Source organism: Metabacillus sp. Hm71, assembly GCF_051842955.2.
GTDB lineage: Bacteria > Bacillota > Bacilli > Bacillales > Bacillaceae > Metabacillus.
On the sequence record NZ_CM200278.1, the window covers coordinates 3,874,204 to 3,887,391 of the forward strand.

At 35.4% G+C, this 13,188-nt stretch carries 12 protein-coding genes and 1 pseudogene; 6 read left to right on the forward strand and 7 right to left on the reverse strand.

The window, feature by feature from the left end; translation table 11 throughout:
- Positions 1 to 203 precede the first annotated feature (203 nt).
- Positions 204 to 2,276: a sigma-54 interaction domain-containing protein gene (locus ACSVDH_RS19165; protein ID WP_439250233.1), complete on the reverse strand. Its 2,073-nt coding sequence runs from the start codon at positions 2,274 to 2,276 to the stop codon at positions 204 to 206.
- 177 nt (positions 2,277 to 2,453) lie between these two features.
- On the opposite strand from ACSVDH_RS19165, the gene ACSVDH_RS19170 reads away from it, so the two are divergent.
- Complete coding sequence (locus tag ACSVDH_RS19170) at positions 2,454 to 2,690, forward strand: DUF2627 domain-containing protein (protein ID WP_439250232.1); 237 nt, start codon at positions 2,454 to 2,456, stop codon at positions 2,688 to 2,690.
- A gap of 243 nt (positions 2,691 to 2,933) precedes the next feature.
- Here the strand turns inward: ACSVDH_RS19170 and ACSVDH_RS19175 are convergent, their stop codons facing one another.
- Entirely contained in the window at positions 2,934 to 3,671 is a 738-nt protein-coding gene (locus tag ACSVDH_RS19175; RefSeq protein ID WP_439250231.1) for a glycerophosphodiester phosphodiesterase, read from the reverse strand.
- 52 nt (positions 3,672 to 3,723) lie between these two features.
- On the opposite strand from ACSVDH_RS19175, the gene ACSVDH_RS19180 reads away from it, so the two are divergent.
- The 5 genes from ACSVDH_RS19180 to ACSVDH_RS19200 all read left to right on the forward strand — a co-directional run bounded on the left by ACSVDH_RS19180 (position 3,724) and on the right by ACSVDH_RS19200 (position 7,333).
- Positions 3,724 to 3,876, forward strand: coding sequence for a YycC family protein (locus ACSVDH_RS19180; RefSeq protein WP_299088101.1), 153 nt, complete (start codon positions 3,724 to 3,726; stop codon positions 3,874 to 3,876).
- 202 nt (positions 3,877 to 4,078) lie between these two features.
- Positions 4,079 to 5,053 carry a ketoacyl-ACP synthase III gene (locus tag ACSVDH_RS19185; RefSeq protein ID WP_439250230.1) on the forward strand — a complete coding sequence of 325 codons (975 nt, stop codon included), beginning with the start codon at positions 4,079 to 4,081 and terminating at the stop codon, positions 5,051 to 5,053.
- A 318-nt stretch (positions 5,054 to 5,371) separates the two neighbouring features.
- Positions 5,372 to 5,953 carry a YitT family protein gene (locus ACSVDH_RS19190; protein ID WP_439250229.1) on the forward strand — a complete coding sequence of 194 codons (582 nt, stop codon included), beginning with the start codon at positions 5,372 to 5,374 and terminating at the stop codon, positions 5,951 to 5,953.
- Positions 5,954 to 6,707: 754 nt separating this feature from the next.
- Positions 6,708 to 6,920, forward strand: coding sequence for a helix-turn-helix domain-containing protein (locus ACSVDH_RS19195; protein ID WP_299088098.1), 213 nt, complete (start codon positions 6,708 to 6,710; stop codon positions 6,918 to 6,920).
- Between the two features lie 251 nt (positions 6,921 to 7,171).
- On the forward strand, positions 7,172 to 7,333 hold the full coding sequence (locus tag ACSVDH_RS19200; protein ID WP_299088096.1) for a hypothetical protein: 162 nt from the start codon (positions 7,172 to 7,174) through the stop codon (positions 7,331 to 7,333).
- Between the two features lie 281 nt (positions 7,334 to 7,614).
- Here ACSVDH_RS19200 and ACSVDH_RS19205 read toward each other — a convergent pair whose 3' ends face one another.
- The 5 genes and pseudogenes from ACSVDH_RS19205 to recN all read right to left on the reverse strand — a co-directional run bounded on the left by ACSVDH_RS19205 (position 7,615) and on the right by recN (position 13,164).
- Positions 7,615 to 7,734, reverse strand: coding sequence for an anti-repressor SinI family protein (locus ACSVDH_RS19205; RefSeq protein ID WP_439250228.1), 120 nt, complete (start codon positions 7,732 to 7,734; stop codon positions 7,615 to 7,617).
- A gap of 12 nt (positions 7,735 to 7,746) precedes the next feature.
- Positions 7,747 to 8,717, reverse strand: a pseudogene (locus tag ACSVDH_RS19210) (tyrosine-type recombinase/integrase).
- A gap of 154 nt (positions 8,718 to 8,871) precedes the next feature.
- Positions 8,872 to 9,666 (reverse strand): sporulation transcription factor Spo0A, encoded by a 795-nt coding sequence (gene spo0A / locus ACSVDH_RS19215; RefSeq protein WP_518616926.1) that lies wholly within the window; start codon positions 9,664 to 9,666, stop codon positions 8,872 to 8,874.
- 311 nt (positions 9,667 to 9,977) lie between these two features.
- Complete coding sequence (gene spoIVB, locus ACSVDH_RS19220) at positions 9,978 to 11,273, reverse strand: SpoIVB peptidase (protein ID WP_439250227.1); 1,296 nt, start codon at positions 11,271 to 11,273, stop codon at positions 9,978 to 9,980.
- 190 nt (positions 11,274 to 11,463) lie between these two features.
- Positions 11,464 to 13,164, reverse strand: a complete 1,701-nt coding sequence (gene recN / locus ACSVDH_RS19225; RefSeq protein WP_439250226.1) for a DNA repair protein RecN — start codon at positions 13,162 to 13,164, stop codon at positions 11,464 to 11,466.
- Between the last annotated feature and the right edge of the window lie 24 nt (positions 13,165 to 13,188).

The following is a 13,188-nucleotide window of genomic DNA, read 5'->3' on the forward strand; positions in this document are numbered from 1 at the left end:
ACCAACTATCCAGCAAGAAGTGTGCCAACAGCCTTAATTCGTGTAAAAAAATGCATGTATATGTATAAATCCCTATGTACCTGTACGTAAATCCACGGTATTTCTTTTATCGGGTATGTATTATTTCACTCACAATAAAATGAATGACACATCATACCCTTTTATCATATAACGAACATGCACTATTTTGCAAACTATGTACATTATTGCATGCTATTATTTGCAAGGTTATACTTTTCCATTTTATAGTACAGGCTTCTTAATGAAATTCCTAGAGCCTTTGCCGTTTGGGTTCGGTTGTACTCATGCTTTTCTAATGATTGCTTGATTACTTCGGCTTCAACCCGCTCAACAGCATCTGCCAGCGTTTCATCATTATTATGGACAAATGGTCCATTTTCTTGTACTTTTCTATCTATTAGCGGTACTTGAAGCTGAGGAATATGCGTTGCTTCAATCATTGTTTCATGATGATCCATAAAAATGATAGCTCTGCCTAGCACATTTTCTAATTCTCTGACATTACCCGGCCAATTATATTGATGAAGAAGCTCCAGAGCATGTTGTGTAATTGTATCAATATTCCGTCCATAATCCTGATTCAACTTGCTAATTAAACGGACACATAATGCAGGAATATCTTCTTTTCGGTCTCTTAATGGCGGTATGGAGATTGGATAACGATTTAAACGATAATAAAGATCCTCACGAAAGCATCCTTCTGCCATAGCCTTTTCAATATTTACATTTGTTGCAGCAATCACACGCACATTTACCGGCAATGGCTTTGTTCCGCCAACCTTTACAATTTCATTTTCCTGAAGCACTCTGAGAAGCTTTGCTTGCATATTGGCTGATAATTCACCTATTTCATCCAAGAAAATGCTTCCATTATTAGCTTCTTCAAAAAAACCTCTCTTCCCGCCACGTTTCGCTCCTGAAAAAGCTCCCTCTTCATAACCAAAAAGTTCACTTTCCAATAGGCTTTCAGATATAGCTGCACAATTCACACGAATAAATTTGTTATACTTTCTGTCACTTGCATTATGTATCGCGTGGGCAAAAAGCTCCTTCCCTGTACCTGATTCACCTCTAAGAAGCACAGTTGCAGGTGTTTTCGCGCCTAACTTTGCCTGCTCAATCGCCATTTTCATTTCCTCGCTTACCCCGATAATATCCTCAAAAGTATACTTAGCCTCCAATGTGCGAATAATTTGTCTTGCACGATTTAATTCTGTTGTAAGCTTTTGAATTTCAGAGACATCCTGAATAACCCCGACACTTCCCTTTAGCTTTCCGTCTACAATTACCGGTGCAACATTAACAATAACATCGCGTTTGGCAGGCCCAACTTTCATCCTTACGCCACGCACCGCACGTCTTGTTTGCAGCACCTTCATATGCATACTTTCACCCTCAGATATATCAGCGGTTGCCGGCTTTCCTAATACCTGTTCTTCTGACAAACCCGTCAATTTTGTATAGGCGCGATTGATCAAAATCCCGCGACCTTCTTCATCAACGACAGAAATGGCCTCCTCAGAAGATTGGATAATTGATTCCAGAAGCACCTGAATTTCCTTTAAATTCGTCACTTCCTCTGCTAAATTTACAACCTCGGTAATATCTTTAAAAAGAGCTAAAGCTCCTAAAAGATTACCTGATTCATCAATCATAGGAATACGCGTCGTAATAATTTTCAAGCCATTTTCTAGGACTTGTTCTTGATTTGTTTCGACCTCACGCGTCGTAAGCGTTCTAGGCAATTTACTTGAGGGAATGACATCTATGATATTCCGTCCAATTGCTTTTGTACGCGGGAATCCGGTAATTTTCTCAGCTGTTTTATTAAACAAGATGATTTTTTCATTTATATCAATAACAATCATGCCATCATTTGTAGAATTAAAGATTGTTTGCTGCTTATACGTTTCCTCTTTTAGTTTTGCAATTAATACTTCTTTTTCTTCTACTAATTCAGAAATAAGATGGGCTACAGCTCCAGGAATTATCACCATGCCGGGTTCCTTGTCCTTTTGGAGACTCTTCATAACCTCGTTATTTCCGGTTGCCTCAATGATAATGTTTATGTTCTTCTTTATCACTGGCAACCAGTGTGTCGTTGTTTCAATGCCAAGTTTTTTAGCTAACTTTATTCCTGGTGCCTGTACATTTTTATCAACAATGGCCGCTACTTCCATTAAATTTGTTTCGACTATTCTCTTTAACAAAGCTGTTCCACCTTTACCAGCTCCGACGATCATTACACGTTGCATAAACCTATCCCCTTTTTGTCACGATTGAAGCACCTATTTATGGTAAGTAAACTTTGTTTCTAAAAAATATCGCATGCAAAAAATTGCACACTTATATCATAGCCTAAAGATTGGGACTTGACAAACATTCATGTGAGAATGAAAATGAAATCAGAACAAGAAAGGACTTAAATCTTTATGTCTAGAATAATTGCACTTATTATTATGATTATTCCCGGAGCACTAGCAGCATATGGCATTAAGCTTATGCGTGATATGACGTTTGGCATTTTACAGCCGCCTATCCCAAATTTATTTTTGCAGTTTATATTAGGTCTTATCTTATTCCTTGGTGGCCTTAGCTTTGTTGCGGGGTTTATCTTTTACCGTGATCGAAAACGGAATAAGGTGCAGAAACGATTTTCTAAAAGATAAAGAAAACTTGGCTGGCGCCAAGCCTTAGGCGCAGTGCGACTGCCTTATACTTAATTCTTAAAATTTGCCACTACGTCGAATTCTCATCTGCGCTGCAAATTTATGCTTTCTTAACGTGTAAAATAGAAGTGCGGCCTTTTCTATTATTAAAAAAGGTCAGTACCCTAAAAAACATGAAATCTTTACCGGATTCTAAATTGTTTTAAGGAGCCTGACCTTTTCGTTTTAGTCAGACCCCTCTTTTTACAAAGGAGTGTTTTCAGTTTTCACTTTTACTGCCAGTTCCGGAAAATCGGTAAAAAATGCCGTGCAATTTTCTTTGATTAGTTTTTCCATAAGTGCTGGTTCGTTAACAGTAAAAGGTCTGACAGCAACACCATAATTTTGTGATTGTAAAATAATTTCTTTTTTCACGGCGTGGTAATACGGATGTAAGCCTTTTGCCCCTATATTTGCTGCATAGGCCCATGGTTTAAATAATCCTTCCATATACAGGACGGCTGTTTCAATTTCCGGTGAGATTTCTTTACATTTAACCAAACTATAATGATTAAACGATGAAATAATCACTTGTTTTACCAAGTGATTATTACGAACAAGCTCAATCGTTTTTTCTTCTATTCCCGGATAGTCAATAATTCCATTTTTCAATTCAATATTTATTAGCAATTGGTCTTGTTGTTTTGCCCATTCAAGCACCTCATTCAGCATCGGAACAGATGCGGAGTCTTTAAATTGAGTAAATTTGAAGCTTGCATCTAACTGAGAAATCTCTTCATAAGTTAAATCCTTTACATAGCCTGTGCCATTCGTTGTTCGATCAACCGTTTCGTCATGGATGACTACTAGCTCCCCATCCTTTGTCATTTGAACATCCAATTCAATCCCATCAGCACCAGCTGTACTTGCTGCAATGAACGAACACATAGTATTTTCAGGATAGTTTCCTGCCGAACCTCTATGGCCAAAGATTAATGTCATCTTGTTATCACCTTCATTTCGTGTAAAATATATGGGAGGAGGGAAACCAATTATGAAACCATTACAGATATCAGCTGAAACAGCACAAAAACTCGCAAAGTCACTTAATGTTCCGCTTGAACAAATTATGCATATGCCACAGCATATCCTATTAGCAAAACTTGCAGAATTAAACAGCAAAGAAGATTCAAAAAAAGATCATTAATTGACAAGGCGTACGTTACCTACATACACAAAGTCCAAAGAAAGACTCGATTACAAGTCTTTCTTTTTTGTTGTCATTTTTATATTCAATAATGATGCGGATTTATCCTTTGTATAAATAAAAATTGACAAAAACAAACTTTTAGTACCAGGTACTAGAAATTAGTGTTATGATTAACTTATAAAAAATGAGGTGATCTAACATGATGTCAAAAGCACGTATAACCGCTATCGGTTCTTATGTTCCAGATAACGTTGTAACAAATTTCGATCTTGAAAAAATGGTTGATACAAACGATGAATGGATTATCAGGCGTACAGGCATTAAAGAGCGAAGATTTGCATCAGAGAATGAATTCACTAGCGACCTAAGTATTAAAGCGATTGAAAATCTAATGGAACGTTATGATAAGGGTATTCATGATGTTGATATGATTGTTGTGTGCACACTATCACCTGAATATCAAACCCCTAGTACAGCCTCTTATATTCAAGGAAGGTTAGGACTAAAACAAGCGGGAGCGATTGATATTAATGCAGCCTGTGCAGGATTTACCTATGGCCTGCATCTTGCAAATGGGTTAATTACTGCTGGTCTTCATAAAAAAATCCTTGTGATCGGTGCTGAAACATTATCCAAGATAACGGATTTTACCGATCGTACAACATGCATTTTATTTGGCGACGGTGCCGGCGCTATGCTTGTCGAATACGACCAGAACGGAAGCTTTCTATCCTCACATGTTGTTTCAGAAGGTGAAAAGGCACATAATTTATACGGAACTTATTTATCTGACAAAATGTTTGGCCATGAGCTGGAGCATAAGAGGCAGCTTGTCCAAAATGGGCGTGAAGTATATAAATGGGCCGTTACTTCCGTTCCATCAGGAATGAAAGCTGTTGTTGACAAAGCTGAGTTTTCTTTACAAGATGTTGATTGGTTTATCCCTCATAGCGCAAACTTGCGGATGATTGAATCCATTTGCGAAAAAAGCAGTTATCCTATTGAAAAAACGCTAACAAGCTTAGAATATCACGGGAATACCTCTGCTGCTTCCATACCGTTAGCAGTCGATTTAGGAATCAAAGAAGGAAAAATAAAGGAAGGAGATTATCTTTTACTTTACGGATTTGGGGGCGGGCTCAGCCGTTCAGGCCAGCTTATCAAATGGGGATAGTACTTTATGTCCTTATCCCTCAATCCATTTTGAGTTTTGAACAAATACTTAGTTAATCATGCTTTTCAAATAGAGCAAACTGCCGAAAAAATGCGATTAAGTTAACGTGTATGGGAAACTAGCAGCAATTGATGAATTTCCCGAGGAAATATAGTCCATATTTAACTGGATTAAAAAACATCACAACTGGATTTAGAAATATTAAGAATTGCACAGCAAACAAATGAGAATGAGCGGTAATCGCTTAGGTAAACCGTAATAAACCTTTCTACACCACATATATTTAAGGTAATGAAGTGGACAAGGGGAATGCTTTTTATGAAAAAGTTTGCTGTTTTGCTTTTTTCAAGTGTTTGTATCGGGATCGGTGTAAATATGTTCATTATCCCGATTCATCTTATAAATGGAAGGATTTTCGGCATTAGTCTTCTCATCAAATATATTTGGGGAATTAAAATAGGACATGTCATGATCATGATTAATACCCCAATCTATCTTCTTTCACTGAAATATGATAAGACTTATTTCATCAACGCACTATTAGGTCTGGCATTTACTTCAACCATCATTGATTTGCTTATTCCACTAAACGGGTTAGTGCATTTGCCGATCTTAACCAGTGCGATTATAGGTGGAGTTATTATTGGAATTGGTGTCGGCACTATGCTTCGCTTTCACATCAGTCCAGGTGGTGTAGATTTATTGGCATTGTTAATTTCTAAATCCAGAGGCATTAACCCAGGAGTCGTAATCTTTATCATTGATTCGCTCATCATTCTTGCTGGTATTTTTGTATTAAGAGATTTAAAGTTAATCTATTCTTTTATTACCATTTCCTGTGTTGGGCTTTGCGTTGGGCTTCTTAATATGTTTAAGTCATTACATGTTTATTTTCGGTAAAAAAGCCTCCATTTTTTATGTTTTTAAAAACTTTTTAGCTTGCCTTATTTCTAAATATGAATAGTTGAATTGCTTTTATTTATATCCAATTTATTTCTGCCATAAAACCGACTATTTTTAATAACCACACCTTATAGCAACCATGAAAACTATGTCCAATGTATACTCTATAGATTATGAAATAAAAAAAATTGTCTATTTTTTAATTTATTTAATAATATAATTTGGTCCGAACTGATTATATTCATTAAATGAAATAGACTTGTTGTTTATAAACCTAAATTTCTTTTCATAAGTCTATAAATTTTTTCATCATGAGTTGATAAAATAAATTGTTTCTTTAAATCCTCGAATACTCCCTCACTCGCCAATCCTCTTAAAATGTCAATAAATGAGAAAATATTCAAATCATCCATACTCTGAATTGGGTCGTCTAGTAATATAGTTTTTAGATTGGTACATTGTTGTCTCAAAGACATCACTAAAAATATACTAATTGCATCTAAAAAGTGCCTTCACGTTTACGATCCCAATGGTTTAGGCGTTTCCATTCGGAAGATTCTCATCATATTGAGCATTTTTTAGATTTATTTTTTGCTAATTATCAAATTGTCAGAACTTTTATTTTCACACTCATTCTTCCGTATGCTTCGATTTTCAACTATAAAATTTAAATAAAACCATTATTTTAATGAATAATTTCCAATTTTATCATATAATGTGTTATGCTTAAGGACAGAAGAGAGGTGTCGATTTGACCGCATATAAAGCTAAGAAAAGCAATTTAAATGCACTTTTAGCAAAAAACAACACTAATCTAGACATTCTTGCTGCTAACACAAATATTCCAAAAGAACTACTTCAAGATTATTTAGATAAGAAAGTTATGAGCCTTAACAACGCTATGACTATTTCTAAAGAATTAAATTGTACTATAGAGGACTTGTATAATTGGAAAGTTTCTTGAGAGTGATTAATTTCACTCTTTATTTTTTGTCCCCATAAGATCAACTGCGGCTCAAGTAACTCTCCTTGAAATTTAAGCGTGTATAAAGCCCTCTTATGAATAACTTGGACTTGTGCTAAACAATAATCATAAATACCTGACCATCGTGTTGGGTATTATTATTTAATTTTTAAATAGATCAGCCATGTGGAATAAAATGCATTTTTTAAACCTAAATTATATAGTTAAAAAATACAGAAGGGGTGTATTATTTGAAACAATACGTTTTTATTATCAACACCAACAACGTGGAACGTGATCTTATTATTAACGCCAAAGGAATGACAGATGCTTTTAAACAAGTAACACGAAGAGTGAAATCTGATGATAAGACTCAAACAAAACTCATTAAATTTAAAGGAGTAAAATATTAATAGTAACTTAGTAACTGTATAAAATTTTACAATTAAGTATAATTATAACTTGGGGTGCAAGAATATTTCTTATTTCCCCGAAATAGTTTACTGTCCTACAACTAGCAAACTACTTGCACCCTATATAATAATTTTCACACCCTTTTCAATAATGGAAACAAATCTTCTCACCAACTTGTGTGTTAAAGTTGTAATTGAATACTTTGCAATTGTAATTTCATAAATTCTTTTTGAAGTTGTTCATTATCACTTCCAATCTTAACCTGCATGTTAAAGCCTCCTCAGTTTGAGTTGTTTGTAGTTGAATAAGTTTCTAAAAATGACTTTATTTCTTCGATGTCTGGACCTTGTTGGATTGCCTCTTGAATTAATTCCACCCATTCCGGATCTAGATTAGTCATATATACCTCCATTTAAATGCCTAGGTTATTTAATGGTGAATGCTTTTGATATTTACGCCCTATTTCTTGACCAGTAAAATCCAAATATGCTTTCATGGTTACATCAACAGAGCTGTGACCTAATATTCTACTTAAAGTTGCAAAGTCTCCATTTCCTTCAAGTAAGTAATAATTAACGAAGTTATTCCTTAACTGATGGGGATGAATACTAACTCCCACTTTCTTACCTGCCTCACGTAAATCCTTTCATAATTCCTAACATCCAACCTGGTACCTCAAATAGTGGGAAATAAACACTAACTATCTGAATACCTATTCCTATATTGAAGCCACCGTTTCAACTCATTAGACATCTTATATCCGAAATAAACGTACCTTTGTTGATTATTCTTAGGGTTTTCAATTAAGATAGATTTATTTTTGAAATCAATATTCTCAGGACATAAATCACAACTTTCACCGGACGAATTCCCGTATCAAGAATAAGCCTTGTTTGTACCCATGACCTGCAGGAATGAAAAACTGTTAAGTCAAATGTGTTTAAAACTTTCTTTAATTCATCGACTGAAAGTAATGCTTTTTGTTTTTTTTTGCTTAATGTTTTCAATATTGGCAACTGGATTAATCTTAATTTCTCGTTCAGACTCTAAAAAATTGAAGAATACTTTAATGTTTCTTAAGTATTTCGCAACAGTAGTATCACTGATTGGTTTATTAAAGTCATGTCTATGATCAGGATGATTTATTTGCTTAGACTTCTCACTTGAAACGATAGTATACTTACCTCTTTCACGTAAGTACTAAATATACTGTCTAATGTGGCCTGATTTCACCTTGTCGATGTCAATAATTTTCATTTCTTTTTCTAAGTACAAAATGAATAGTTTCAGTGTTTGTTCATAACTTGCTAATGTTTTTCTAGATAAATTTTTTGAATCACAGTAAAGCATAAAATTATCTAAGTGATCTTCAATCCCAGACAAAACAAAAAACCTCCCTAAATCTTGGTATGACCCAATAAATAGGAAGGTTTAAAATTAACCGGTATTTAATTAAAAATTAGTTGGTTACTTATGTCAGTGTTCCAATAATTACAATTTAACTATAAACCCTTGATAAGCTTGGCTTTCACCGCCATTAGCTTGCCTTATGCTCCAAACGAAGCTTATCCGCAACCATCGCGATGAATTCTGAATTTGTCGGCTTTGCTTTCGTCATACTAACTGTATATCCGAACAGAGAGGAGATTGATTCAATATTCCCTCTGCTCCATGCAACTTCAATTGCATGCCGAATAGCCCTTTCAACGCGGGAAGCAGTTGTGTTGTATTTTTTGGCGATGTCCGGGTATAACACCTTTGTAATGGATCCAAGTAATTCAATATCGTTATAGACCATAGAGATGGCTTCACGTAAATATAAATATCCTTTAATATGTGCTGGCACACCGATTTCATGGATAATGCTCGTGATGCTGGCATCAAGGTTTTTTCCTTTGCCATGAGAGGATTCATTCGATGATCTAACAGAGGAGCTGGCACGTTTTATTAGCGGTGCCGCATTTCCGCTTACTTGGCGGATATGACTCGCTAAGCCTTCCATATCAAAAGGTTTTAAAATAAAGTATGCTGCTCCAAGGTCTACCGCTTTTTTCGTAACATCCTCTTGTCCAAATGCTGTAAGCATAATGACATTAGGCTGCGGACGGTCCATTTGTCTTAATCTTTCTAACACACCTAGGCCATCTAAATGCGGCATAATAATATCTAATACCAATACATCAGGATCTTTTTCTTTTAACATATTTAAACATTCTTGGCCATTATACGCAACGCCTAGAACTTCAATATCATCTTGACTTGAGAGATATTCCTCTAATAAACCAACAAGTTCACGGTTATCATCAACAATACAAACCTTAATTTTTTTCACAAATCTTCCTCCTCAGTCTCGTTTTGCCATTATGTCTTATATCTATACATGATTATACCTAAACAAATTCGACAATGTGAGTAAAATTCCTTTATTTTTATAAAAAAACTTTAAAAAGCAGAGTTTATCATTATTTACCTTCAATTTGCTCCTTTTTTCGACTAAAAACGCCATTTGACTTTTTGAGACTAAGGTTGTTTTGTCGAAAAATCTTTTCAACTTTATTTTACATAAATCCCAATTAAAATAAAAGCAGAAAATGAAAAATACGCCAAGAAATTGAAATTTCCTGGCGTATTACCACTTTTTTCTTAACTTACCTTTTGTTTTTGTTTTGAATAAATATCAATTCCTGCTTCATTTAGCATCCATTCAATGTGAACACCGTACCCGCTTGTTGGATCATTTACGAAAACATGTGTGACCGCACCGATCACCTTTCCATTTTGGATAATTGGGCTGCCGCTCATCCCTTGAACGATCCCGCCTGTTTTATCTAATAATTTTTCATCGGTGATTTTTATGACCATTCCTTTTGTTGCAGGAAATTTTTGCGGAACAGAGCTGACTACTTCTACATCAAACTGTTCAACTTTGTCATCCTCAACAACTGTTAAAATTTTTGCAGGACCTTCTTTTACTTCATTCGAAAGCGCGATCGGTATGGCTTTATCCATTATCCCATTGCGAATATCTTGATTAAGCTCCCCAAAAATTCCAAATGGACTGTTACGTGTAATGCTGCCAATGACTTCACGATCTCCAGAAAAGCGAGCAAGCTTTTCTCCAGGATTACCGTTGCTGCCTTTTTCAATCGATGTTACGGTCGATCGCACGATTTGTCCATCCTCAACAACAATTGGTTTTTTCGTATCCATATCAGAGATAACATGTCCTAATGCACCGTACTTTTTTGACTTAGGATCATAAAAAGTCATCGTCCCGATTCCTGCCGCAGAATCACGAATGTACAAACCAATTCGATAAGATTGATCATTTTCATCTTTAAGTGGATAAAGCTTTGTTTTCACTTCTTTTTCTTCTCTGGATAGAATTAAATCAAGAGGTTTTCCTGTTTTCCCAGCTTCTTGAATAAACGGGGTTACATCACTCATTTGTTCAATTTTTGTGCCATTGATGCTTGTAATGATGTCTCCGACCTGAACACCAGCTAATTCACCCGGAGATTTCTTTCCTTCAGTTGTATTGATTTGGTGATGTCCAACCACCAAAACGCCAAGGGTATTTAATTTTACACCAATTGATTGTCCGCCTGGAATCACTTTAAAATCTGGAAGAACATTTACGCCAACCTTTTTAACAGGAAAGCCTGCAAGATCAAATACAACTGCACCTTCTCCCGCTTTTTTACCATGAACATCAAGTGTTTTACCATCACTATTCTTTTGAACTGTAAATGCCTCTTGTACATCTAGTTGCGAAGCCGTTACAGGAATTGAACTTTCCACGCTCACTTGCTGTGACTCAAACACCGACAAACTTGTTGGTATTTTAACGTATTCCTTTACTTCTTTTACAAATCCTAAACACATGAATGAAACAAGGAGAATTACACCAACTATTTTTCTCATTTTATCTATTTGCAATAACTTTCACTCTCCTCGCTCCTAACCCACACCACAACTATATATGGCTACAGTTTTAATTTAGCCTTCTCAACGCTTATTTATAACTTCAATCATTAGAAAAAAGAAGGTTTTGTTGTAAGTTTTAAGCATAATGAAATTTTTTTATCCTTAAGCAAATAAAAAGCCGCCTAAAGGCTGCTTTTTATTGTTATTTCTTAGACGTATGGGCTAAAGCAAGCAGCTCTTTCGCATGCTCCTTTGAAAGCTCGGTCACTTCTACTCCAGCAATCATACGACCAATCTCTTTAATTTTTTCTTCTTCATTAAGTGGCTTTACACTCGTTTTTGTTCGACCTGATTTGGTTTCTTTCGCAATATATAGATGGGTATCTGCCATTGCAGCAACTTGAGGAAGGTGGGTAATGCATAAGACCTGTGAGCCATTTGAAACGCGATAAATTTTTTCTGCAATCGCTTGTGCGACACGTCCGCTTACACCTGTATCCACTTCATCAAATATGATCGATGTAATCCCCTGGTGTTGGGAAAAAATGCTTTTCATTGCTAACATAATTCGTGACAGCTCTCCTCCAGATGCTGTTTTACTTAATGGCTTTAAAGGTTCACCAGGATTAGTCGATAAATAGAACTCTACATCATCCACACCGGTTGGAGTAAATTTCACTTCGTTAAATGTGGTCATTTTTTCTGCAAAATGTACGTTAAAGGTTGTTTTTTCCATATATAGCTCTTTTAACTCGCGATGAATTTCATCTGTTAATATATCAGCGAAGCTTCTTCGAATACTTGTTAGGTTTTTTGCTTCAATTGCCAAATCCTTAAGAATCGAATCAAGCTCTTTTTTTAATTTATGCAGGTGACTGTCACGATTTTGAATTTGATCGATTTCCTCTTCAATACGTGCCGAGTACGTTAAAATCTCTTCTACTGTTTGCCCATATTTACGTTTTAAATGAGTAATTTCATTTAATCGACCCTCAACAAAATTTAAACGCTCCGGATCAAATTCCAATGAATCCAATTCATTTCGAACTTGATAGGAAAGATCCTCAAGTAAATAATACGCATTTGAAATGGTTTCCGATAATTCCTTTAATGTTGCATTGATTGAGGAGACATCTTCTAAATTGCTCATTGCATGTCCGACCCAGTCTAATCCCTTTTGCTCACCATGAAGGGAATTGTAGCTGTTTTTTAAGGCTTCATAGATTTTTTCAAAATTGGAAATTTGATTTTTTTCCTTCTGAAGTAGTTCATCTTCATTAGGCTGTAATTCTGCTTTTTCAATTTCATCTAATTGAAACTGAAGGAGATCAAGACGGTGAGCCATTTCCTGTTCATTTTCGGAAAGTTGTTTGATTTTTTTCTGTAAATTATCAAAGCTTTTAAATATTTGAAAATAAGCATCCATCGCTTGTCTCACTTTTTTTCCGCCATATTGATCAAGCAATGTTAAATGATTTTCCTCATTCATAAGCTCCTGGTTATCATGCTGTCCATGAATATCAACTAAATACTGGCCGATTTCTCTTAGAATGGCAATTGTAACCAGCTTTCCATTTATTCGGCAAATACTTTTACCTGAGGAAGCTACATCTCTGCGTAAAACAATCATTCCATCACTAATATCGATTCCGAAGTTTTCACATTTTGTATAAACTGGATGTTGTTCATCATCGATGAGAAATAACCCTTCAAGCTCAGCTCGTTTTTCTCCAAATCGGACAAATTCCGAGGACCCTCTAGCCCCCGCAAGTAAATGGATTGCATCAATTATAATCGATTTTCCCGCTCCAGTTTCACCTGTTAACACTGTTAATCCTTTTTCAAAGGAAATCGTTAATGATTCAATTATGGCAAAGTTTTTTATTGATAATTCCGCTAGCAAACAGAATCACACCTCTTTTGGATA

Coding starts and splice junctions, on each gene's coding strand:
- ACSVDH_RS19180 (WP_299088101.1), top strand. CDS start 3,724: ATGAAACCATTACAGATATCAGCTGAAACAGCACAAAAACTCGCAAAG.
- ACSVDH_RS19185 (WP_439250230.1), top strand. CDS start 4,079: ATGATGTCAAAAGCACGTATAACCGCTATCGGTTCTTATGTTCCAGAT.
- ACSVDH_RS19170 (WP_439250232.1), top strand. CDS start 2,454: ATGTCTAGAATAATTGCACTTATTATTATGATTATTCCCGGAGCACTA.
- ACSVDH_RS19205 (WP_439250228.1), bottom strand. CDS start 7,734: ATGACTAATCTAGATCCGGAATGGGTGGAATTAATTCAAGAGGCAATC.
- ACSVDH_RS19165 (WP_439250233.1), bottom strand. CDS start 2,276: ATGCAACGTGTAATGATCGTCGGAGCTGGTAAAGGTGGAACAGCTTTG.
- ACSVDH_RS19175 (WP_439250231.1), bottom strand. CDS start 3,671: ATGACATTAATCTTTGGCCATAGAGGTTCGGCAGGAAACTATCCTGAA.
- ACSVDH_RS19190 (WP_439250229.1), top strand. CDS start 5,372: ATGAAAAAGTTTGCTGTTTTGCTTTTTTCAAGTGTTTGTATCGGGATC.